Below are 21,462 nucleotides of genomic sequence, written 5' to 3' on the forward strand. Positions count from 1 at the left end.
TTCTACAGCTCTGGGGTCCAGGTCACACCGAGCATCCAGGTCCGACCTTCTTCGCGGTAGCCGTAGTCGCTGCCCTGGTGGTTGTAGAGCGCACGGGAATAGGACTTGTCGAAGACATTGTCGAGCTTGAGGTCCAGCTTGAGCTCCTGGTTGACTGCCCAACTGCTGCGCAGGCCGAACAGGCCATAACCACCAAGCTGTGCCTGCTTCTGTCCGAAGCGATTTTCACGACTACTGCTCACCAGTTGCCAGCTGGCACCGAATGCCAGCCGCTCGAACTGACGGTCCAGATCCAGGTTCAGGGTGCGCTTGGCCCGGCGTGGTAGTTGCTCTCCGCTCTGGCGATTGCGTGGATCGATGATGGCGACGCCTGCGCTGGTCTGCCAGCCGAACCATTCCTGTTTCAGGGCTGTTTCCAGGCCATTGATTCGCGCCGAGCCTATGTTTTCTGGTCGCCGTGCACTGATGTTGTAGATGATCGCGTCCTTGAGATCGATGCGATAGAGAGAAGTCTCCAGGCGACTATCTGGGGTCAGTTGGCTACGCCATTGCAGTTCGTAGCTTTTGGAGTGTTCTGGCTTGAGCTGTGGGTTGCTGCTGTCTGGGTAGTACAGATCACTGAAGTTCGGTGCCCGAAAGCCTTCGCTGTAGGACAGCAGCAGATCGTTGTCCGGGTTCAGTGGCAGGGTCAGGGTGCCGCTCCAGGTGTTCTGGCTGCCGAACTGCTGGTTCTGGTCATGGCGCAGGCCCAGTTCGGTGGAGAAGCTGTCGCCTTGGAACCGATGCTGGATAAAGGCCGCACGATTCCAGCGGCTGTCTTCGGCGAAGTACTGCGGGGTGCTGCCGATGAAAAAGGCCGGGCCGGTATTGAGTCGGTCCTCGTACCAGTCGGCGCCAAGGATCAGGCTGTGTTGCGCAGTCAGGCGCAGATCGTTTTGCCAGGCGAGTGAGTCGCGGTAAGTGTTGAACACGCTACGCTCGTCGCTGAGCTTATTGCGCTTGAGGTCGCGGTTTTCGCTGTGACCCAGTTCCAGTCGAGACTGCCAGCGGTCATTGACCGTCGCATCGATAAAGCCGCTGACGCTGCTGACGGTGAAGTCGGTATAAGGGTCCTGCTCCGCGGCGAAAGGGTTGTCATAACGGCTGCGGCCTCGGTTATCCAGCAGGTTGAAGCCCACTTCCAGGTCGTCGCTGAGGGCATGGCTTAGGGTGAAACTCAGGGATTGGTTGCGGTAGCCATCGTGATCTGTATCGCTGGGGTAGGAGGCGTGGGTCCAGTCGATTCCGACACTTTCATCCAGGTTGGCGCCGAGGCTGAAGCGGGTCCGCTGGTCGCCGCCAGACAGTCCCAGGCTGCGCTCCCAGGTCTGGTTGCTACCAGCGGCAACGCGCATGCGCCCATGCAGTCCCGAGTCGGCACTGCGGCGGGTGAAGATTTGGATCACCCCGCCAATGGCGTCGCTGCCGTAGATCACCGAGCGCGAGCCACGCAGCACTTCCACCCGCTCGATCTGCTCGACGCTGATGAACTGCAGGTTGCTGTCGCCGCTGGATGAACTGCCGATGCGTTGACCATCCACCAGCACTAGGCTTTGGGCCGAGTTGGTGCCGCGAATGAAAATGTTCGGCAGGCTGCCGCGTCCGCCACTCTGAGCAACCTGCACCCCGGGAACCCGTTGCAGCAGGTCGGTCAGGCTGGTGGGTTGCAGGCGATCGATGTCCTCCCGTGTGAACACCGTGTTGGCCGCGCTGCTGTCGTTGCGGGCTTCGACCTGGCGGTTGGCGCTGATCAGGGTATCCGACAGTTTCAGTGCGTGGTCACGGCTGGCAGTGTCGGCCAGCAAGTCGCTAGCCGGGAGCAGGAGGAGCAAGGCAAGGCGAGAGCGTGTCATGGCGGGTCCAGTCCGTTGGGTGGGCGCGGCCAGGGCGCCAGATGCAGGAACGCCCGCAGGGCGGGCGCTCACAACCTGTTGCAGCGGCTACAGCGAGCCGCTGTGAATCACGTCAGGCCCAGTCGTTGCAGGCGCTGGCGGATCGAGGCTTCGATACCGGCTTCGTCGAGGCCGCACTCGGCAAGCATCTGTGCCGGCTTGGCATGTTCGACGTAGGTGTCGGGCAGGCCCAGGTGCAGAACCTGCTTGAGCAGGCCCTCCAGGGCCAGGAACTCGCTGACCGCGCTGCCGGCGCCACCCATGATGGCGTTTTCCTCGATGGTCACCAGCAGCTCGTGGCTGCCGGCGATCTCGCGCACCAGGGCTTCGTCCAGGGGTTTGACGAAACGCATGTCGACCACGGTGGCGTCGAGTTTCTCGGCCACCTTAAGCGCTTCGGCCATTTGCACGCCGAAAACCAGCAACGCCACTTGCTTGCCCTGGCGACGGACCAGGCCCTTGCCGATCTCGATCGGCTCCAGGTCCTTGTCGATCGGCGCATTGGGGCCGCTGCCGCGTGGGTAGCGCACCGCTGCCGGGCCGTTGTAGAGGTGGCCGGTGTTGAGCATCTTGCGCAGTTCGTTCTCGTCGCTCGGCGTCATCACCACCATCCCGGGGATGCAGCGCAGGTAGGACAAATCGAAGCTGCCGGCGTGGGTCGGGCCGTCCTCGCCCACCAGGCCGGCGCGATCGATGGCGAACAGGACGTCGAGGTTCTGCACCGCTACGTCATGCACCAGTTGGTCGTAGCCACGCTGCAGGAAGGTCGAATAGATCGCCACCACTGGCTTGGCGCCTTCGCAGGCCATGCCCGCCGCCAGGGTCACCGCGTGCTGCTCGGCAATCGCCACGTCGAAGTAGCGCAGCGGGAAGCGCTCGCTGAAGTCCACCAGGTCGGAGCCTTCCTTCATCGCCGGGGTGATGCCCACCAGGCGCGAGTCGGCGGCCGCCATGTCGCACAGCCATTCGCCGAACACGCCGGAGTACTTCGGTCCGCCGGCTTTCTTCGGCGCGCTGGCCGGAGCGTCCAGGGGTTCGAGCTTGGTGATGGCGTGGTAACCGATGGGGTCGACTTCCGCCGGGGCGAAACCCTTGCCCTTCTTGGTCACCACATGCAGGAACTGCGGGCCCTTGAGGTCACGCATGTTGCGCAGGGTGGCGATCAGGGTCGGCAGGTCGTGGCCGTCGATCGGGCCGATGTAGTTCCAGCCCAGCTCTTCGAACAAGGTCCCGGGGACCAGCATGCCCTTGGCATACTCTTCGGTACGGCGGGCGATTTCCCAGGCTCCGGGCAGGCGCGACAGCACTTTCTTGCTGCCTTCGCGCATGCTGGCGTAGGTGCGGCTGGAGAGAATCTTGGCCAGGTAGTTGGACAGGCCGCCGACATTGCGCGAGATCGACATGTCGTTGTCGTTGAGGATCACCAGCATGTTGGCGTCCACTTCCGGCGCGTGGTTCAGGGCCTCGAAGGCCATGCCCGCGGTCAGCGCACCGTCGCCGATTACCGCGATAGCCTTGCGGTCGCTGTTCTGCAGGCGGGCGGCGATGGCCATGCCCAGGGCGGCGCTGATGGAGGTGCTCGAGTGGCCGACGCCGAAGGTGTCGTACTCGCTCTCCGAGCGCCGCGGGAAGGCGGCCAGGCCGTCCTTCTGGCGCAAGGAGGCCATCTGTTCGCGACGACCGGTCAGGATCTTGTGCGGATACGCCTGATGGCCCACGTCCCAGACAAGGCGGTCGTCCGGGGTGTCGAAGACGTAGTGCAGGGCGATGGTCAGCTCGATGACGCCGAGGCCGGCACCGAAATGCCCACCGGTCTGGCCGACCGTATAGAGCAGTTCCAGGCGCAACTCATCGGCCAGGGTCTCCAGCTCGGATTCGCCTAACCGGCGCAGGCCGTCCGGCGTCTGGGCACGGTCGAGCAGCGGCGTGGTCGGGCGTTTGCGGGGAATCTCATGAAACGTCGTGGGCATCAGGCGAATCGTTATAGGTGTAGAAAGAGGCGGCAGTTTACCTTATGCATCGCAAGCTGCCCACGCAGAGCACCGAACTTGGCCGATATGCGGTCCTGGAAACCGCCGTCGGTCAGTTGCGGCGCTCGACGATATACCGCGCCAGCTCGCGCAGCGGCTCGGCTGCTGCGTCAAACGGGCGCAGGGCGTGCAACGCCTGGTCACGCAGCTCCAGGGCGTAGGCCTTGGCGGCCTCCAGGCCCAGCAGCGACGGGTAGGTCGGCTTGTCCCGGGCGATATCGGCGCCCTGGCGCTTGCCCAGGGTCGCGGTATCGCTCTCGACGTCGAGAATGTCGTCCTGGACCTGGAATGCCAGGCCGATGGCCCGGGCATAGGCTTGCAAGGCCTTGAGCTCGTCCTTCTCGGCCCGGCCGCTGGCCAGGGCACCGAGGATGACGCTGGCCTCGATCAAGGCACCGGTCTTGTGCCGATGCATGTACTCCAGGGCTTGCTGGTCGAGCTTGAGTCCTACCGAACCCAGGTCGATGGCCTGGCCGCCAACCATGCCCGCAGGGCCTGCAGCCTGGGCCAGGGTAGTGACCATGCGCAGGCGGATCTCGGCGCTGGCATCGCTCAGGCGCGGATCCAGCAGGGCGCTGAAAGCCAGGCTCTGCAGGCCGTCGCCGGCAAGGATTGCACAGGCTTCGTCGAAGGCCTTGTGGGTAGTGGGCTGGCCGCGACGCAGGTCGTCGTCGTCCATGGCCGGCAGATCGTCGTGCACCAGGGAGTAAGCGTGGATCAGTTCCACCGCGCAGGCCGCGCCGTTGGCCTGTTCCGGCTGGCCACCCAGGGCTTCGCAAGCCGCGTAGGCCAGCAGCGGGCGCACGCGCTTGCCGCCATTCATCACGCTGTAGCGCATGGCTTCATAGAGGCGGGCCAGCTCGGGGCCGGGGGCCTCGAACAGCGACTGCATCGCGGCGTCGACACGGGCCTGGCTGTTGGCCTGGTAAATGGCGATCATTCTGGCTGTTCCGCATCGAAGGGCTGTTCCGCCAGCTCGCCATCGCGCTCCAGCAGGATCTGCACCTTCTGTTCGGCCTGGGCCAGGGCGGCCTGGCAATCACGGGTCAGGCCGATGCCTTGTTCGAAGGCGGTCAACGAGTCTTCCAGCGACAGCTCGCCGTTCTCCAGACGCTCGACCAGGGTTTGCAGATCGGCGAGGGATTGTTCGAAATCTAAGGCAGCTTTTTTGCGGGCCATGGCGGCTATCCCGGGTGGCGTTAAACCGGCGCGACACTAGCAGACACCGGGGTTGCGGGCAAATGAGAAGCGCTCGCTGGCACGTTCTCCGGCACGTGCGTGCGCGGCAGGAACCCCGGGGCGATCGGCTTCGCTGAAGCTTTGCCCAGGAGGGCTGAATAGAGGGAGCACAGGCTGCATCGAAAGCGTTTCGAGCAGTGGCATCTCTCTCAAGCAGTCTTATTCGATGACGAAAGGGTGATAGCACCGTAATGGCATGTACGGCGCGGGCTCCAGGCCGGTGCCTACTCCCTCGCAAAATCCCTTTTCCCCAATTGTGCTACAGGCGGCAAATCGCTAATCTGCGGCCTTTCCAGCGCCCACTTTGATCGGGCGACATTCCGAATGTTTCGCAGCTGCGCCGAGGATCTGGCGCCAGGGTTTCCCCATGCATGGCAGGACGCACTACATGCGCGCTTTTTCCTTCCTTCTGCTGACCCTGTTGGCGGCCGCCGGCGCCTGTGCCGAGCCTTCTGCCGAGTTGCAGGAACCCCTGGCCGGCTGGCGTTATTCCGGATTGCTCGACCGCACCGAACAGGACCGGGTGGCTTACCCGACACCGCCCATCGACCGTGGCATCCAGCGCAACCGCACCATGATCGAGGGCCAGCTCAAGGCCATCGGCCATCTGCGCCAACCCCACAGCCTGTCGGTCAACGGCAATCCGCTCAATCTCTATACCGACGAGCAGGGGCGCTTCGGTCGGCCGTATGCCTTCGGTGCCGGCTCCAACAGCGTTGAAGTGCGCAGCTCCGAGGGCAAGTCGCTCAAGCGCGTGCAGTTCTACGAGGCCAACCCGAACAAGACCCCGCCGCGAATCCGTGTGGTGCTGGGCTGGGACGATCCCAAGGCCGAGCTGGACATGCACATCATTACCCCTGACGGCCAGCATGCGTTCTTCGGCCACCCCGGCCTGACCAATGGCGGAGGCCTGGACCCCGATGGCGTCGATGGCCCAGGGCCGGAAATGTTCACCATGACCGCCCCCCTGCGCGGCACTTACCTGGTCTACGTCAACTACTGGGGCAACTTTGGCAGTGGCGGGTACAACTTCGACGAAGGCAGCAACCAGAACGAAGTGATCACCTCGCAGATCAACCTGATCCTTAACGAAAACACCGTCGATGAGAAACGCGAGACCTTCATCGTGCCCATGCGGGCCATCGGCGACCTGTTGCTGGTCAAGTCTTTCAACTATTGAACATCCCGCACCACGGATGAATTGGGCTTTGTGAATCATGAGCGAAAACACAGCATTCCCGTCGGCCGGCGTCCCCGGTAGCGAACAACCCGGCAGCAAGCGGCGCTGGCCGGCCCTGCTCGTGGGCCTGTGCCTGGTGGCGGCCGCAGTCACTGGCGTGGGTTGCAAGCCCAAGACCTCGGTGGCCGAGCTGCCTGGCGACAAGCTGGGACTGAGTCGCCCCGACGGTCTGCTGGAGACCCATTCATTGGCCCAGTTGCCCAAGGACCTGCTGGCCGTACCTTTCCTGCGCGATACCCTGACCGAGGATTTCGTCTTCTATTACCAGGCCCATGCCGACCGCCTGGGCCTGATCGGCAGCCTGCGCCGGATCATCTACGAGCATGACCTGAAGTTGCAGGACAGCCTGATCGAGCAACTGCTCGACCAGCCGGCGGACATCGCCCTGTGGCGCGGCGTAGACGGACGTCTCAAGGATTTCCTGCTGGTGATGGATCGCGGTGGCCTGGCCAAGCTGCTCGAGCCCCTGGCCAAGGCCGCCCTGGACGACAGCCAGCTGAGCAAGCTGGCGGAGCTCAAGGTCGGTGGTGATGCGGTGACCCTGTACCAGCTGAACTTCAACGCCAACAGGTCCCTGGCTTTTGCCTCCCATGGCGACAAGCTGGTAGTGCTGTCCAATCCGGTCCAGCTGTATGACCTGGCCTCCGGCCTCAGCGACGTGCATGGCGCGGTCTCCACCGCGGCCCTGGAAGCCCTGCTCAAGGGTGACAAGCTATTCCCCGAGGCCTTCGGCCTGGAGGCGCGCAAGCCTGAGGTGCAGCAGCGCCTGGCGGTCAACTCCAGCGTCCTGGCCATGGGTTACCAGCGCTTCATCCCCAACTTCGCCGGCCTGCGCTTCGATATGGACGACAAGGGTTGGCACAGCTACCTGGCCATGGAAGAACAAGAGGACCAGCCAGACTTCGACTTCAAGCCGATCTGGCAGGCCATGCCCATGGGCGCCAGTGCTTGCGTGGCGCTGCCCCTGGCGGCGCAGCAACAGAGGCCGCTGCTGGTCAAGCTCGGCGCCGAGGAGTCGGTGGCCCAGGCGCTGACCGAACACATGGCCGGCACCGCCGGGCTGTGCTGGTACGCCGACTCGCGGTTGTACACGCCGTTGCTGGTGGCCGGCCTCAAGGACAAGGACAGCGCCAAGCTCGATGCCGACCTGGGCAAGTTGTTCGGCTCCATGGTGGGCTCGCGTGAAAGCAAGGTTGCAGAGCGGATCTTCCCGGTGGTGGAGCAGCACGATGGCGACGTGCACCAGTGGCAGCGCCAGGTCAGCTCGAACTTCGGCCCGTACCCGGCCAGGCAGGCCAAGGACCCGCAGGCCATCACCGGTCGTGCCTTCATGCAGGTCAGCCTGGCCCGCCATGGCTCGACCCTGGTGTTCTCCCTGGATGACAAGCTGGTGACCAAGGCCCTGGGCACCCTGGACAAGCGCTTCCCGCCCCTGGCCGATGTGGTGCCCAAGGACACCCTGATGCCGATCTACCTGGGGCCGCAGTCCCTGGCACAGCTGGTCCAGCAGGAAACCTTCGACAGCCTGCCCCAGGATATGGAGCCGGTGTTCAACAACGCCGCGCAAACCTACCTGGTGCCCAAGCTGCGCACCCTCGGCGGTTATGGCAAGTACGCCCTGACCCTGCCTGAGGGCAGTGAACCCAACGGCCATTGGCAGTGGCTGCCCTTGCAATGGCAAGCGCTGTGAGAGCCTTGCGCCACGGCTTGACCAGCCTTGGCCTGCTGGCCCTGTTGCTTAGCGGCGCAGTGGGCGCGACCACCGTTGCGCCGCTGGACGTGCAGCAGTCCCAGGTGTTTCGTGCCTGGTTCGTGCGCATCGCCCAGGAACAGCTGAGCCAGGGGCCAAGCCCGCGCTGGTACCAGCAGGACTGCGCAGGGCTGGTGCGTTTTGCCGCCAACGAGGCGCTCAAGACCCATGACAGCAAATGGCTGCGGGCCAATGGCCTGTCCAATCGCTACCTGCCGCCGGAGCTGCAGCTGAGCGAAGGCCAGCGTGGCCTGGCCCAGCAGTGGCAGCAGGGCGGCGGCAAGGTCGGGCCTTACGTCAATGCCATCAAGCTGATCCAGTTCAACAGCCACCTGGTGAGCCGCGACCTGGGTCAGGCACGCCCCGGCGACCTGCTGTTCTTCGACCAGGGCGACGACCAGCACCTGATGATCTGGATGGGCCGCAACATCGCCTATCACACCGGCACCACCACCCCCACCGATAACGGCATGCGCTCGGCCAGCGTGCAGCAACTGATGACATGGAAGGACACCCGATGGATACCCGACCCCGCCAACCCCAACTTCATCGGCATCTATCGACTGAACTTCCTCACCCAATGAGTGAACCGCGCATGCCCCGTTTTCTGTTTCGCCTGACCCTGGCCTTGACCCTGCTGGCCCCCGTGGCCCTGGTCAATGCCGAAGACACGGTGCCCGCCAGCGACTACGCGGCGGTCTCCGGGGAGAGTTTCTTCCTGCTGTCCGACAGCAGTTTTGCCAGCGACGAGCAGGCCATGGTGCGCCTCGAGGCGCCGGGTCGTGACTACCGGCGCTTTCGCATGGAGCCCTATGGCGGTGCGGATATCCGGGTCTACCGGATCAACCAGCCACTGGACTTCCTCAAGCGCCAGAAGAACCTGCACCGGGTGGTCAGCGATGGCCAGTTCAAGGGTGAGGGCCTGTCCAACACCCTGGCCTACCTGTGGGACAACTGGTACCGCAAGTCGCGCCGGGTGATGCAGCGCGCGTTCTCCTATGAGTCACGCAAGCAGGTGACCGAGGAGGTGCCGGAATTGAAGGTCGGCAACTCGCTGCTGGCGCCGACACCCTATGACGCCCAGCCGCAATTCGGCCTGATTCCGGGGCTGCCCCTGGTGACCCAGTTCCGTTATCCGCTATGGCAGGCCAAGCCGATCCAGCCGCCGGCGGGGGTCAACCTGGCGGGTTCTTCCAGTGATTTCATCAACGTCGCCCCGGGCAACGTCTACATTCCGCTGGGGCAACTGAAGCCGGGCCTGTACCTGGTCGAAGCCCTGGTGGGCAAGTACCGCGCCACCACCATGGTGTTCGTCTCCAACACTGTGGCCGTGAGCAAGATTGCCGGTGATGAACTGCTGGTCTGGGCCGCAGGCAAGCATGCCGGCAACTCGGTGCCCAAGGTCAATGTGCTGTGGACCGATGGCCTGGGGGTGATGAACAGCGGCGCTACCGACGAACAGGGTCTGGTGCGGCTCAAGCATGTCAGCCCGGAGCGTTCCTACGTGATCGGCGAAGATCAGGAAGGCGGGGTGTTCGTCTCCGAGAACTTCTACTACGACAGCGAAATCTACGACACCAAGCTCTATGCCTTTACCGACCGACCGCTGTATCGCCCGGGGGACTGGGTATCGTTGAAGGTCGTTGGCCGCGAGTTCAAGAACGCCCGGGACTCGGTCTTGCCCGGTGCCGGCACGGTGAACGTGAGCGTGCTGGATGCTGCAGGCACCGCGCTGCAGAACCTGACCCTGAACCTGGATTCCAGATCCGGCACCCAGGGCCGCTTCCAACTGCCGGAGAATGCGGTAGCCGGTGGTTATGAGTTGCGCCTGCGCTACAAGGACCAGGTCTACAGCAGCGCCTTTCGCGTGGCCGAGTACATCAAGCCGCACTTCGAGATTTCCCTGAGCCTGGCCAAGCCGGACTTCAAGACCGGCGAAGCGGTGAAGGGCAACCTGGTGCTGCTCTATCCCGATGGCAAGCCAGTGGCCAATGCGCGCCTGCAACTGACCCTGCGGGCCCAGCAGCTGTCGATGGTAGACAACGAACTGCAGTACATGGGGCAGTTCCCGGTGGAACTGACCAGCGCCGAGCTGACCACCGACTCCAAGGGCAGTGCCAGCCTTGACCTGCCGGCGGCGGACAAACCCAGCCGCTACATGCTCACTGTGTTCGCCAGCGATGGTGCGGCCTATCGGGTCAAGACCACTAAGGAAATCCTCATCGAGCGTGGCGCCGCAAGCTTCAGCCTGGGTGCCCCGCAGCGTTTCAGCGCGGTGGGCGACAAGGTGCAGTTCAGCTACACCAACCAGAACACCAGCGAGCAGAGCAAGAACGTCAAGCCCAGCCGCTACAGCTGGGTGCGCATGGAGGACCAGTCCACCGGCGAGGGCAAGCTGGCTGCCGGCGACAGCGGTTTCCCCCTGGCCTTCGAGCGCCCGGGTACCTACAACCTGACCTTGCGCGATGACCATGACCGAGTCGTGGGTGGTACCAGCCACTCGGTCACCGGCGAAGGGGTCAAGGCCGTGCCGGGCACGGTGGAAATCGTCCTCGACAAGCCCGAATACAAGGCCGGTGAAGAAGCCCTGGCGCTGATCACTTTCCCTGAACCGATCAGCGACGCGCTGCTGTCGTTGGAACGCGACAAGGTCGAAGCCACGGCATTGCTGTCCCAGGGCAGCGACTGGCTGAAGGTGGAAAAACTCAGCCCGACCCAGTACCGCGCCCGGGTACCGGTCAAGGACAGTTTCGCGCCGAACCTGACCTTCTCCGTGCTCTACACCAAGGGCGGCGAATACAGTTTCCAGAACGCCGGGATCAAGGTGCTGACGCCGCAGATCGACGTGGCCATCCACACTGACAAGGACAAGTACCAGCCGGGCGACATGGTGACGGTGGACCTGTCCACCCAGTTCGCCGGCAAGCCGGTGCCGGCCCACCTGACGGTCAGCGTGGTGGACGAGATGGTCTATGCCCTGCAGCCGGAAGTGGCGCCGAGCATCGATCAGTTCTTCTATCACCCACGACGCAACAATGTGCGCACCAGTGCCAGCCTGTCGTTCATCAGCTACGACGTGGCCCTGCCAGGCAGCCCCACCGCGCCGGGCAAGGCCAACCGCAGCGAGCGTGGGGTCAAGGTGCTGGAGCGGCCGCGCCGTGAAGATGTCGACACCGCAGCCTGGCAGCCGGAACTGGTTACCGATGGCAGTGGCAAGGCGCGTTTCACCTTCCGCATGCCCGATTCCCTGACGCGCTGGCGCATTACCGCCCGGGCCATCGCCGATGATGGCCAGGTCGGTCAGAAGAAACAGTTCGTGCGTTCCGAGAAGGCCCTGTACCTGAAGTGGAGCGGCCCGACTCGCTTCCGCGCGGGCGACAAGCCGGACCTGGGGGTCTTTGCCTTCAGCCAGGCCGAACAGCCGACCAAGGCCGAACTGGTGGTGCATTACGCCGGGGAGTCCCAGCGCCTGCCGTTGACGCTCAACAGCGGCATCAACTATGTGGCCCTGCCGGCCATTGCCCCGGGCAATGGCGAATGGACTGCCGAGCTGGTGCAGTCCGGCAAGACCGTGGACACCCTGGCGGTGCGCCTGGCCAGCAACGCGGCCGGCTGGCAGACCGTGCAGACCCAGAGCCTGGACGTGGTCACCAACAGTACGCCGCTGGGCCTGCCGGCCGATGCCGGGGAGATTCGCCTGCGTCTGGACGACAGCTCGCAGGCACTGTTCCGCGCAGCCCTGGATGACTTGCTGGAATACCCCTACGGGGGTGTCGAGCAGACTGCCAGCCAACTGTTGCCGCTGAGCGTCGCCTATCCGGCCCTGGCCAGCAATCCACAGGTGCGCGACCGCCTGCGCCTGATGATGCAGAACAGCCGTCTGCGCCTGGTGCACATGGCCGGCCCGGAAGCGGCATTCACCTGGTGGGGCGAGGGCGATGATCCGGATGCCTTCCTCACCGCCTATGCCTATTACGCCGACTGGAATGCCAGCAAGGTGATGGACCTGAATCTGCCGCCGGAACACTGGCAGCGAGTGTTGGAGGTCTATGCCAAGCAGGCTGGCAATACGCCGTTGCTGCAGCGAGCGCTGATCCTGTCCTTTGCCCGTGAGATGAAGCTGCCGATCAATACCCTGGTCAGCGGTCTGATGGGCGACCTGGCCAAGGCTGGCCAGGGACCGGACGCCAGCCTGCAGGACGACAGCGGCGACAGCCTGGTGATGGACAGCCCGGACTCTGCCCTGGGCCTGGCCAGTGCCCGGGTGCTGACCGCAGCGCTGGCACGGGAAGCGAAGGTCACCCCGCCCCCGGCGTTTGTCGCCCAACTGGACGCGGCGCAACAGCAGATGGAAATCAGCTCGCTGGCGTTCACTCAGGCTCTTGGCTTGTCGCTCAAACCGTTCGACCAGGCGGCAGCGCGAACCTTGCTACAGCGCCTGCTGCCATCGCAGTCGACCCTGGAGCGGGCCCTGGCCCTGACCTGGCTGCAACATAGCGTGGCCCAGTCGGCGCCAGCCCTGACGCTGAACCCGGGACAAGGCTGGCAACAGCGCCAGGGCGCCAGCGGCGAAAGCTACTGGCAATGGCAGGGCGCGCAAGTGCCTACGGTGCTGACCCTCAATGGGGTGCCGGAGCGTGCGCTGCGCGCCTCGGTGAGCTACCTGAGCAAACAGGAGGCCGGTACCCCGGCACCGGTGAACATCACTCGCCGCCTGCTGCGCCTGGTACCGGGCGACGAAGCCTTCACCTTCAAGCTGGAGCCGGTGGGCAACAAGCCGATCGCCAGCGATGGCCTGTACCTGGATGAAGTGATCCTCGCCAATGAGGGCAAGCGCCCGCTGCTCTACGGCATGCTGGATGTGCCGCTGCCGCCGGGTGCCGATGTTGAACGCACTACCTGGGGCATCAAGCTGGCTGGTCCGGCGGGCAGTGAGGCGGCGTCCCTGGAAAAGGCTCGCGCCGAGCCGGGGCAGATGAGTTACCGGGTGCCACTGGATGCGCTGAACGACAGCAGTGAAGTGCGCCTGCGCCACCTGGTCCGCTTCTCCCAGAAGGGCCAGTTCAACCTGCCGCCGGCACGCTTCTACCAGGTCTACGCACCGGAGCACCAGGCGCAGGAGCGCACTCCGGCCCTGGGCCAGATTTCGGTCAAGTAGCATGTTGCGACGTTGGGCCTGGCTGTTTTGGTGTTTTCTTCCTGGGCTGGTGATGGCCCAGGAAGAACCTTTGCGCCTGGCCTGGAAAGGCGCCCCTGACAGTGAACTGGTGAGCCTTTCCAGGACCCAGGTACTGGCCCGCGAACCGCTGCCCGAGGACTTGCTAGCGCCCCTGGGCAGTGTCTGGAAACTCTTCGTCTACGCCTGGCTGGTGGACACCGGCGCCCAGGAACCGGCCTATGCCTGCCAGGGCAAGTCCAAGGAAGAGGTCTACTGCTGTTCGGTGGGCGCCAGCATTGCCCGCGATCAGGCTTTGGTACGTTCCTGCGGGTTGTATTTCGAGCCGCAGCGCTTGCAGCTGTCCGCCACCGACTGGCGCGATTATTGGCAAGCCCGCAATGCCCCGGCCTGGTTGCAGGACCTGAGCCAGCTGCAGCCGCAGACCCGAGTTCCGGTAGCGGATCTGCTACAGGTTCTGGCCCGCTTGCCGGCCCAGGAGACCGCGCGCCGGGTGCTGCTGGATGTGGTGCTCAACGCCGGTGATGGCAGCGTGGTGGGCGCCCTGGGCGGTCGGCTGCGGGTCAAGACCTGGAGCTGGCTGGCCGACCACGATCCGCAGTCGCGCCAGGGTGGCTTTGCCGGTTGGCTGGTGGACGGTACGCCATTGTGGGTAGGAGGGCGGGGCACCAGTCAGCGGGTTCTCAAGGACCACGCCCAGGCCCTGGACCAACTGCTACCCGTCAACATGCCAATGGATAAAGGGCGTTGTGTGGAGGTCAGGCTGTTTTCCCGCTATCCGCTCAAGGGCGTGAGCCAGAATGGCCAGCCTGCCAGGCCCGGAGCGCTGCAAGGGGATTACCGGGTAGCGTTCGCCAATGGCAACCAACTGGATATCCACAGCGCGGGCGAGCTGTTCCTGCAAGAAGAGGCTTCTGCCCAACGCCTGGTGGCGCGCCTGGATCGTGAAGAGTACGTGGCCCGCGTGCTGCAGCGCGAAGCCAGCAGCGAGCCGCGTGAGGCAGCCAAGGCCCTGGCGGTGGCGATCCGCACCTACCTGCTGCAGAACTCCGGGCGCAGCGGCGAATGCCTGAGCATCGATGACAGCAGTAGCCGCCAGCGGGTTGCCCCGCGTCCGGCCACTGCCGACGCCCGTGCAGTCGCCGCCTGGACCGACGAACTGGTGCTGGCCGGGACCCAGGTCACTTATCACTCGGACCTGCAGGCACCGGACAAGCTGTCCTGGCAGCAGGCGGTGGCGCAGGCCGGTGCCGGCCAGCGCTACGACGCCATCCTGTTGCATGCCTATCCACGTGCCAGCCTCAGCCGTTGGGACAACCCGGTGGCGTCCTGCGAACCCTTGCCGGCTGCCCAGGACTGGCTGATGAAACAGCGACGGCGCTGGCGCCAGCCTCTGGAGCAAGAGGTGGGCTACAACGAAATCAGCCAGTTCGCCGTCTGCCGCCTGGGCTTCGGTCGGCCTTACGTCGACCGCGAGCGCCAGCGCATCTACGTGCGTGGCGTGCTGTCGTTGCAAGATCGCCTCGATTTGACCCACGAATACCTGCACCTGGCCTTTGAAGCCCATCCCAATGGCCAGGATGAAACCTACATCGAAGGGCTCGCCCGCCATCTCTTATTGGAATAGGCCATGAAATTTCCTGCTACCCCGGTGCTCCTGTTCCTTTGCGGAATGTTCAGCCTGCCTGCGGCCCTGGCCGACAGTGGTATCCAGCTCGACACCCCCAAGGGCGGCTGGCGCACCCGCGCCGACGACGGCGAGCAGTACCGCCAGAGCGTCAACTACCCGGCCTCCTCGGTAAACACCCCGCAGGGCCAGGCCGATACCGCGCGTATCCGCGGCCAGATCAAGGGTGCGCCCAAGTCTTCGCAGCCGGGCAAGCTGATCGTCAACGGCGTCAGCATGCCGCTCAAGGTGGACGAGCAGGGCGGGTTCGACCGACCCTACTCGTTCCCCGATGGCAGCAACAGCGTCGAAGTGCGCAGCCCCGACGGCCAGCAACGCCAACGCGTGCAGTTCCTCAATACCGGTGGTGGTGTCACGCCGCCCAAGCTGCGGGTGCTGCTGTCCTGGGACAGCGACAACACCGACTTGGACCTGCATCTGGTGACCCCCGACGGCGCCCATATCTGGTACGGCGATCGGGCAGTTGCCAATGGCGCTGCGCTGGATGTGGACGTGACCACGGGCTACGGCCCGGAGATCTTCTCCATGCCAGCACCGCTCAAGGGCCAGTACCTGGTGTATGTGAACTACTACGGTGGTGGCTATCGCAGCGATGACGACGGGGACGGTGGCCAGGATAACGCCGTGCAACCCCTGACTACTGCCCAGATCACGGTGATCACCGAAGAAGGTACTCCGGATGAGAAGAACGAGTCGTTCATCGTGCCCATGCGCGCTCCCGGCGAACTGACCTTGGTGCGCAGCTTCAGTTATCCGTGATCGGCTCCGGCTCCCTGCCATGAGCCGGCAGCCATCGGCCGGCAGCTGGCCAGCAGGAGGACTCTGGTAGAGGGCCGCTGTTGGCGGCCCGACCAGCGGCGTGCTGGCCGGACGACGTGGGAGGGGTCAATCGCTCTGGTCGGCGGTGGAAATCACTTCGTCGATCTTCCAGCAGCCCTTGTCCTTGACCATGCGCACATCGACGATCTGGGTGGTATCGGGCGTGTTGCCCAGGGTTACCTGTTCCTTGGCGGTGGAGCCCTGGACCTGTGGCTCGCTGACCTGGATCTGGGTCAGCCACTCATCCATGTAGTCCTGGGCCTTGAGGAAGTAGTCCTCTTCCAGGCCATCGGGGCTGGCCATCTGTTTCTTGATCTTGGTGACCAGTGAATCCGAGACATACTTCTTCATTTCGGGGGCGTTGTCGGTCACCGGGTCCTTGTCCTGGCTGTAGGTCTGCAGATACCAGCTGTAAAATGCCTGGGCCGCAGGCTTGGGCGCACTGGCGCAGTCGGCCAGTGCCAGTGGCTGGTACAGCGCGATGGCAGCCAGCAGCGAACATAAGAGCATTCTCATGGGGCACTCCTTACGGATGGCGGTAGATTTTGTAGTCGGGTTTCTTCACTCGATAGGAGTGGCCGGGGTAAAAACCGTGCATCTGCTTGAAGTCTGAGACCCAAAGCTTGCCATTGAACATGGCCATGTGGCCGTGGGGGTGGCCGGGAATGGGCTGGATGATGACCACGTCACCGGCCTGTGGGGCCTGGCCGACCGGCTGTTCGACAAAACCCGCGGCGGTCAGCGATGAGCCAAAGTCCTTGGCCGAATGCCGGCGATGCAGAACAACGCCACCGCCACCGGCTTCAATGGCTTGCCGGGTGTAGGCCGCACAACGCCCCGTGCTGCCAGCGTGGGCATGGCTGTTCAAGTGACTTACAGCAGTCTCTTTATTCCACATTCCTTGTCATCCGAGAGTCCTGGAAAGTGGCGATTTTATTCTTGCTGTAGGAGGGCGGGAATACTGGCGAAGTGCCTTTTCATGACGCTTTGGGTGGTGGTTCACTATTGTCTGGTGTGTACCAGGATGGAGGACTATGTAAGGGGAGGTTTATCAGTTTGGTCGAGGTTTGGGCATGCACCGAGATAAGGGCCGGTGCAGTTGTAATTAAGAAATGAATGTTTTGAAAGCGCAATGGCACAAGTCGTGAACAATCACGTAAGTTTCTCACGCTGTCGGGAAGGGGGATAAAGCACCAGGCATTAAAAAGCCGGCTTGTGGCCGGCTTCTCGGGGACTGGCTTGGCTTATTTTTGGTAAACCGCACCAGCCTGCAAAACGTACACCCAGCTCTTGCGGCTGGCTGTGGAACTAGGCGGGAAAGTCATCCGCTTCGTCGGGCGATCTGGCCATGAGGGCCGATGCGCAAAGGTGGGGCGCAGCATACGCATGTTCGCCGAGAATTCCCAGTGTGAAGCGCGATCCAGAGGCCTCTAGGGCAAAATTAATGCGCAGTGGCCTGTTGCAGGATGCATGGCCGGATAGATCTTTTCATCGGCAAGCCGACTCCAGCGGCGCAGGCAGGTACAAAAAAGCCCCGATCACTCGGGGCTTTTTCTTGAAGCTTGTAGCTCGAAGCTTGTAGCTGCTTCTTAGCCTTTGTAGGCGGCAACCGACTTCAGGATCTCGGCACGGGCCGCTTCAGCGTTGCCCCAGCCATCGATCTTCACCCACTTGCCTTTCTCGAGATCCTTGTAGTTCTCGAAGAAGTGCTTGATCTGCTCCAGCAGCAGCGCTGGCAGGTCGGTGTATTCCTTCACGTCGACATACAGCTGGGACAGCTTGTCGTGAGGAACTGCGATGACCTTGGCATCGCCGCCGCCGTCGTCGGTCATGTTCAGGATGCCAACCGGACGGGCGCGGATTACCGAGCCTGGGGCTACCGGGTAAGGCGTCACGACCAGCACGTCCAGGGGATCGCCGTCGTCAGCCAGGGTATTGGGGATAAAACCGTAGTTGGCCGGGTAGAACATCGGGGTGGCCATGAAACGGTCAACGAACAGGCAATCGCTGTCTTTGTCGATTTCGTATTTGATCGGCGCGTGGTTGGCCGGGATTTCGATCGCGACGTAGATGTCGTTCGGCAGGTCTTTGCCCGCCGGAATCTTGCTGTAGCTCATTGGGCGTTGCCCCCGTTAATTGACCAAATGACTTGGCCGGATTGACCAAAAAGTGGCGCCGATTATAGACACACTCCGCTATCGATGCCACGTACCAAGGGTCGTAGAGCCCTGGATGCAATGTCTTGTCTGGGCGTCTTTAGATGAACAACGTAATGGCCTGGCAAGACATTAGTGTTGAGTCTGATAGACCGGATCCTGTGCCTGAAGTTGCTGCAGCCGGGCCAGCGGATTTTGCCGGTAGAACAGCTGCAGTTGCTCGTAGACGCTGGGGTAGGCCGCCGCCAGCAGGTCCGGGGCGCTGAAGAAGTACTCGCTGGTCACCGCAAAGAATTCCGCGGGGTTTTCCGCGGCATAGGGGTCGATGGCCGTCTCGGTGTCCGGGTCTTCATCCAGCTGGCGATTGAGGTCGTCGTAGGCACCTTGCATGACTTGCGCCCAGTCGCTGACTCGCATGTCGCTGTGCAGTGGCGGCAGGCCGTTGGCGTCGCCGTTGAGCATGTCCAGCTTGTGGGCCAGTTCGTGGATCACCAGGTTATAGGCTTCCCAGCCGCCGCTGGCCAGGACCCCAGGCCAGGCCAGGATGACGGGACCCTGCTGCCAGGCTTCGCCACTGTGTTCGCCGTCCCATTCATGTTCGATGCCGCTGGCATCGCGATGGCGCTGGGGACTGAGGAAGTCGTCGGGGTAAAGGATGATCTCGTGGAAGCCCTGGTACCAGTTCAGGTTGCCCAGGTGCAGCAGTGGCAGTTGCGCCTGGGCCGCCAGCAGCAGGCGTTGTTCCTGATGCAGTTCCACGCCCGGCAGGGCGGTCAGGTGCTTGTCGTCCAGAAACAGCACGCTGGCCTCGCGCAGCCACTGGTCCTCGGTGGCGCTGATGCCGTCGAGGAAGGGCAACTGCTGGCGTATCCGCTGCCAGGCCTGGTCGCTGACCGGGTGCCTGGCCAGCCGGCGCTTGCGCCGCCAGGCGCTCAATGACCACATGCCGGTCAACGGCTTCCGGCTTTCTCGGCGTTGCGGCCGAAGCGGCTGCGCAGCACGCCGATGATCATCGGCACCAGGGACAGGAGAATGATGGCTACCACCAGCAGCGACAGGTTTTTCTTGATGAATGGTACGTTGCCGAAGAAGTAGCCCAGGGTCACCAGGCCGCCGACCCACAGGATGGTACCGGCCACGCTGAAGGCGAAGAAGCGCGCGTAGGGCATCCTGGCAACGCCGGCAACAAACGGGGCGAAGGTGCGGATGATGGGCAGGAAACGCGCCAGGGTCACGGTCTTGCCACCGTGTTTTTCATAGAAATCGTGGGTTTTCTGCAGATAGTCGCGGCGGAAGATCTTCGAGTCGGGATTGCTGAACAGGCGTTCCCCGGCCGTTCGTCCGATTACGTAGTTGGTACTGTCGCCCAGGATCGCCGCGAGCATCAGCAGGCCCCCCAGCAGCACCGGGTCCATGCCACCGCCGGCGGCCACGGCGCCGGCAATGAACAGCAGCGAATCCCCGGGCAGAAATGGCATCACCACCAGGCCGGTCTCGCAGAAGATCACCAGGAACAGAATGGCGTAGATCCAGGGCCCGTAGTTGGTCACCAACATGTCGAGATACACGTCGAGATGAAGGATGAGGTCGATCGGGTTGAAATCCATTGAGGCACCTGTAGTGGTGGCCTGGCTCGGCAGGCCTGTGCGATAGCTTTGAGAAAAGGACTTAAGGGGTGTGCGACTTTTCTGGGAAGCGGAAAAGGTCGGCATTATAAAGGGTGGGAGGTGAAATGCGTGTTCAGATTGTAGCGGCACATGTCGATCCGCAACCTGTCGGCACGCTGACAGAACCAGCAGTCTGGGACCGGGGCAGGCCCTCTTCCTGCCGCCGAGGGGCAGGAGCCCGGCCATTGAAAAGCGGCCCGGGGCTAACGCCGAGCAGTTAAGGAAAGGGTAGGAGCGAGGCTTGCCCGCGATGGACTCCAGGGCGCTGCGTTTCCAGTAAACATGCGCCATACCGTTGACGACCCTCGCGAGCAAGCTTCGCTCCTACAGGGGATGACCTTGCTTAACTGACGGGTCAGGCCCGGGGGGCGCTCTCAGCCTTCACTGATGGGCAGGATGTAGTTCTTGAACTCGCTATCCTCGCGAAACCCCATGGACTCATAGGTCTTGCGTGCCACTTCGTTGTCGCTGCTGGTGGACACGCGCATGCGCACCGCCTGGGTGTCCTTGGCCATTTTCTTTGCGGTACGCATCAGGTTGTCGGCCACTAGCTGGCGCCGGGCATCCTCGGCGACATAGATGTCATTGAGGATCCACACGCGCTTGAGGGACAGGGAGGAAAAGCTCGGGTAGAGCTGGCAGAAGCCCAGCAGCTTGCTGCTGTCGTCATCGGCCAGGGCCAGGTAGATCACCGACTCCTTGCGCCGCAGGCGCTTTTCCAGGAACGCCCGGGAGGAGTCCGGATAGGGCAGGGCGCCATAGAACTCGCGGTATTTGACGAATAGCGGGGTCAACAGATCCAGGTGCTCGAGGGTTGCTTGAGTAATCCGCATGGTGGCTCTCAACTTCAAGTGGATGTGACGGCACAGGTTGGATGACTCGGGCAGCCGCGTTCCGATGCTGCCCAAAGCGGTTAAAAAGCGCAATCGTCTTGTAAAATCACACTTGGGGTGGCCCCAGGAGGAAGTTGCCCTTCATGTCCGCGGGCGAATCGCTGTCCAGGGTCTGCACTTGTGCTTCGTCCTTGAGGTTGACCCCCGACAATTGTCGACGGCAGGCTTCGCGCATCAGGTACAGCAGCCGATGGGCAGCCATGCCATAGCTCAGCCCCTCCAGGCGCACGTTGGAGATGCAGTTGCGGTAGGCATCGGTGAGCCCGACCTTTGGCTGGTAGGTGAAATACAGCCCCAGGCTGTCGGGAGAACTGAGCCCCGGACGTTCACCGATCAGGATTACCGTCATCTGCGCCCCCAGCAGCTGTCCGACCTCGTCGGCGACCGCCACCCGGCCCTGTTCCACCAGCACCACGGGCGACAGCGACCAGCCTTCGGCGGCGGTCTGTTCCTCCATGCGTGCCAGGAATGGCAGGGTATGGCGATGCACTGCCAGGGCCGACAGGCCGTCGGCCACCACGACCGCCAGGTCGACCCCGCCGGGGTGGGCCTGGGCATATTCGCGCAAGGCCTGGGCCGAGTCATCGCTGAGCCGGCGCCCCAGGTCGGGGCGTTGCAGGTAGCTGTGGCGGTCGGTGGCGGCGCTGTGCAACAAGAGACTGTCGCGGCCACGCTCGGCCAGCTGGGCGCTGAGGCCGGCATGGTCGAATGGCAGGTGCACGGCGTCCCGGGCCTGGGCATGGGCGAACTGGAAATCCAGCTGGGCGCCAGTGGGCAGGCTGGTGCCGGTGCGGCCCAGGGCAATGCGTGCCGGAGTCAGGCGGCGCAGTTCCAGCCATGGGTTCTGCGAATCGGTCGGGTGTTTTTGCATGAG

The 21,462-nt window shown here is 63.5% G+C and carries 17 protein-coding genes; 6 read left to right on the top strand and 11 right to left on the bottom strand.

Features of this window, described 5'->3' with window-relative positions; all coding sequences use genetic code 11:
• Positions 1-2 precede the first annotated feature (2 nt).
• The 4 genes from LGQ10_RS22855 to LGQ10_RS22870 all read right to left on the bottom strand — a co-directional run bounded on the left by LGQ10_RS22855 (position 3) and on the right by LGQ10_RS22870 (position 5,140).
• Positions 3-1,892, bottom strand: a complete 1,890-nt coding sequence (locus LGQ10_RS22855) for a TonB-dependent receptor domain-containing protein (RefSeq protein ID WP_226523270.1) — start codon at positions 1,890-1,892, stop codon at positions 3-5.
• Positions 1,893-1,999: 107 nt separating this feature from the next.
• Complete coding sequence (dxs, locus tag LGQ10_RS22860; RefSeq protein ID WP_226523271.1) at positions 2,000-3,901, bottom strand: 1-deoxy-D-xylulose-5-phosphate synthase; 1,902 nt, start codon at positions 3,899-3,901, stop codon at positions 2,000-2,002.
• A gap of 112 nt (positions 3,902-4,013) precedes the next feature.
• A complete protein-coding gene (gene ispA, locus LGQ10_RS22865) occupies positions 4,014-4,901 on the bottom strand; it encodes a (2E,6E)-farnesyl diphosphate synthase (protein ID WP_058438481.1) in 888 nt (295 codons plus the stop codon).
• Positions 4,898-5,140: an exodeoxyribonuclease VII small subunit gene (locus LGQ10_RS22870; RefSeq protein WP_011063724.1), complete on the bottom strand. Its 243-nt coding sequence runs from the start codon at positions 5,138-5,140 to the stop codon at positions 4,898-4,900. Before LGQ10_RS22870 ends, ispA begins: the two co-directional genes overlap by 4 nt.
• Positions 5,141-5,588: 448 nt before the next feature.
• Between LGQ10_RS22870 and LGQ10_RS22875 the strand changes: the two genes are divergently transcribed.
• The 6 genes from LGQ10_RS22875 to LGQ10_RS22900 are packed head-to-tail and all read left to right on the top strand — an operon-like array spanning position 5,589 to position 15,812.
• A complete protein-coding gene (locus LGQ10_RS22875) occupies positions 5,589-6,380 on the top strand; it encodes a YfaP family protein (RefSeq protein ID WP_226523272.1) in 792 nt (263 codons plus the stop codon).
• Positions 6,381-6,417: 37 nt separating this feature from the next.
• Complete coding sequence (locus LGQ10_RS22880) at positions 6,418-8,130, top strand: DUF2138 domain-containing protein (protein ID WP_226523273.1); 1,713 nt, start codon at positions 6,418-6,420, stop codon at positions 8,128-8,130.
• Entirely contained in the window at positions 8,115-8,774 is a 660-nt protein-coding gene (locus LGQ10_RS22885) for a DUF1175 domain-containing protein (protein ID WP_058437677.1), read from the top strand. Before LGQ10_RS22880 ends, LGQ10_RS22885 begins: the two co-directional genes overlap by 16 nt.
• Positions 8,771-13,348 (top strand): alpha-2-macroglobulin family protein, encoded by a 4,578-nt coding sequence (locus LGQ10_RS22890; protein WP_226523274.1) that lies wholly within the window; start codon positions 8,771-8,773, stop codon positions 13,346-13,348. Before LGQ10_RS22885 ends, LGQ10_RS22890 begins: the two co-directional genes overlap by 4 nt.
• Before the next feature lies 1 nt (position 13,349).
• The gene (locus LGQ10_RS22895; RefSeq protein ID WP_226523275.1) at positions 13,350-14,993 is read left to right on the top strand and encodes a DUF2300 domain-containing protein; all 1,644 of its coding nucleotides are present in this window, start codon (positions 13,350-13,352) and stop codon (positions 14,991-14,993) included.
• 3 nt (positions 14,994-14,996) lie between these two features.
• Entirely contained in the window at positions 14,997-15,812 is an 816-nt protein-coding gene (locus tag LGQ10_RS22900; protein WP_226523276.1) for a YfaP family protein, read from the top strand.
• Positions 15,813-15,938: 126 nt separating this feature from the next.
• Here the strand turns inward: LGQ10_RS22900 and LGQ10_RS22905 are convergent, their stop codons facing one another.
• The 7 genes from LGQ10_RS22905 to eutC all read right to left on the bottom strand — a co-directional run bounded on the left by LGQ10_RS22905 (position 15,939) and on the right by eutC (position 21,459).
• Positions 15,939-16,388, bottom strand: coding sequence for a DUF3828 domain-containing protein (locus LGQ10_RS22905; RefSeq protein WP_226523277.1), 450 nt, complete (start codon positions 16,386-16,388; stop codon positions 15,939-15,941).
• A gap of 10 nt (positions 16,389-16,398) precedes the next feature.
• Entirely contained in the window at positions 16,399-16,740 is a 342-nt protein-coding gene (locus LGQ10_RS22910) for a CHAP domain-containing protein (RefSeq protein WP_226523278.1), read from the bottom strand.
• 721 nt (positions 16,741-17,461) lie between these two features.
• Positions 17,462-17,989 (bottom strand): inorganic diphosphatase, encoded by a 528-nt coding sequence (gene ppa / locus LGQ10_RS22915; protein WP_226523279.1) that lies wholly within the window; start codon positions 17,987-17,989, stop codon positions 17,462-17,464.
• 171 nt (positions 17,990-18,160) lie between these two features.
• Entirely contained in the window at positions 18,161-18,973 is an 813-nt protein-coding gene (locus LGQ10_RS22920) for a zinc-dependent peptidase (RefSeq protein ID WP_226523280.1), read from the bottom strand.
• Positions 18,974-18,978: 5 nt separating this feature from the next.
• Positions 18,979-19,635: a DedA family protein gene (locus LGQ10_RS22925; protein ID WP_226523281.1), complete on the bottom strand. Its 657-nt coding sequence runs from the start codon at positions 19,633-19,635 to the stop codon at positions 18,979-18,981.
• Positions 19,636-20,069: 434 nt separating this feature from the next.
• Positions 20,070-20,528, bottom strand: coding sequence for a GNAT family N-acetyltransferase (locus LGQ10_RS22930; protein WP_226523282.1), 459 nt, complete (start codon positions 20,526-20,528; stop codon positions 20,070-20,072).
• Between the two features lie 106 nt (positions 20,529-20,634).
• Positions 20,635-21,459, bottom strand: a complete 825-nt coding sequence (eutC, locus tag LGQ10_RS22935) for an ethanolamine ammonia-lyase subunit EutC (protein WP_226523283.1) — start codon at positions 21,457-21,459, stop codon at positions 20,635-20,637.
• Positions 21,460-21,462: the final 3 nt, after the last annotated feature.

Source organism: Pseudomonas sp. L5B5 (assembly GCF_020520285.1).
Lineage (GTDB): Bacteria > Pseudomonadota > Gammaproteobacteria > Pseudomonadales > Pseudomonadaceae > Aquipseudomonas.

Excerpts from the sequence above, each read along its gene's own strand:
- LGQ10_RS22930 (WP_226523282.1), bottom strand. The coding sequence starts at position 20,528 with ATGCGGATTACTCAAGCAACCCTCGAGCACCTGGATCTGTTGACCCCG.
- LGQ10_RS22925 (WP_226523281.1), bottom strand. The coding sequence starts at position 19,635 with ATGGATTTCAACCCGATCGACCTCATCCTTCATCTCGACGTGTATCTC.
- LGQ10_RS22855 (WP_226523270.1), bottom strand. The coding sequence starts at position 1,892 with ATGACACGCTCTCGCCTTGCCTTGCTCCTCCTGCTCCCGGCTAGCGAC.
- dxs (WP_226523271.1), bottom strand. The coding sequence starts at position 3,901 with ATGCCCACGACGTTTCATGAGATTCCCCGCAAACGCCCGACCACGCCG.
- LGQ10_RS22900 (WP_226523276.1), top strand. The coding sequence starts at position 14,997 with ATGAAATTTCCTGCTACCCCGGTGCTCCTGTTCCTTTGCGGAATGTTC.
- ppa (WP_226523279.1), bottom strand. The coding sequence starts at position 17,989 with ATGAGCTACAGCAAGATTCCGGCGGGCAAAGACCTGCCGAACGACATC.
- LGQ10_RS22895 (WP_226523275.1), top strand. The coding sequence starts at position 13,350 with ATGTTGCGACGTTGGGCCTGGCTGTTTTGGTGTTTTCTTCCTGGGCTG.
- eutC (WP_226523283.1), bottom strand. The coding sequence starts at position 21,459 with ATGCAAAAACACCCGACCGATTCGCAGAACCCATGGCTGGAACTGCGC.
- LGQ10_RS22875 (WP_226523272.1), top strand. The coding sequence starts at position 5,589 with ATGCGCGCTTTTTCCTTCCTTCTGCTGACCCTGTTGGCGGCCGCCGGC.
- LGQ10_RS22880 (WP_226523273.1), top strand. The coding sequence starts at position 6,418 with ATGAGCGAAAACACAGCATTCCCGTCGGCCGGCGTCCCCGGTAGCGAA.
- LGQ10_RS22920 (WP_226523280.1), bottom strand. The coding sequence starts at position 18,973 with ATGTGGTCATTGAGCGCCTGGCGGCGCAAGCGCCGGCTGGCCAGGCAC.
- LGQ10_RS22870 (WP_011063724.1), bottom strand. The coding sequence starts at position 5,140 with ATGGCCCGCAAAAAAGCTGCCTTAGATTTCGAACAATCCCTCGCCGAT.
- LGQ10_RS22885 (WP_058437677.1), top strand. The coding sequence starts at position 8,115 with ATGGCAAGCGCTGTGAGAGCCTTGCGCCACGGCTTGACCAGCCTTGGC.
- ispA (WP_058438481.1), bottom strand. The coding sequence starts at position 4,901 with ATGATCGCCATTTACCAGGCCAACAGCCAGGCCCGTGTCGACGCCGCG.
- LGQ10_RS22905 (WP_226523277.1), bottom strand. The coding sequence starts at position 16,388 with ATGAGAATGCTCTTATGTTCGCTGCTGGCTGCCATCGCGCTGTACCAG.
- LGQ10_RS22890 (WP_226523274.1), top strand. The coding sequence starts at position 8,771 with ATGAGTGAACCGCGCATGCCCCGTTTTCTGTTTCGCCTGACCCTGGCC.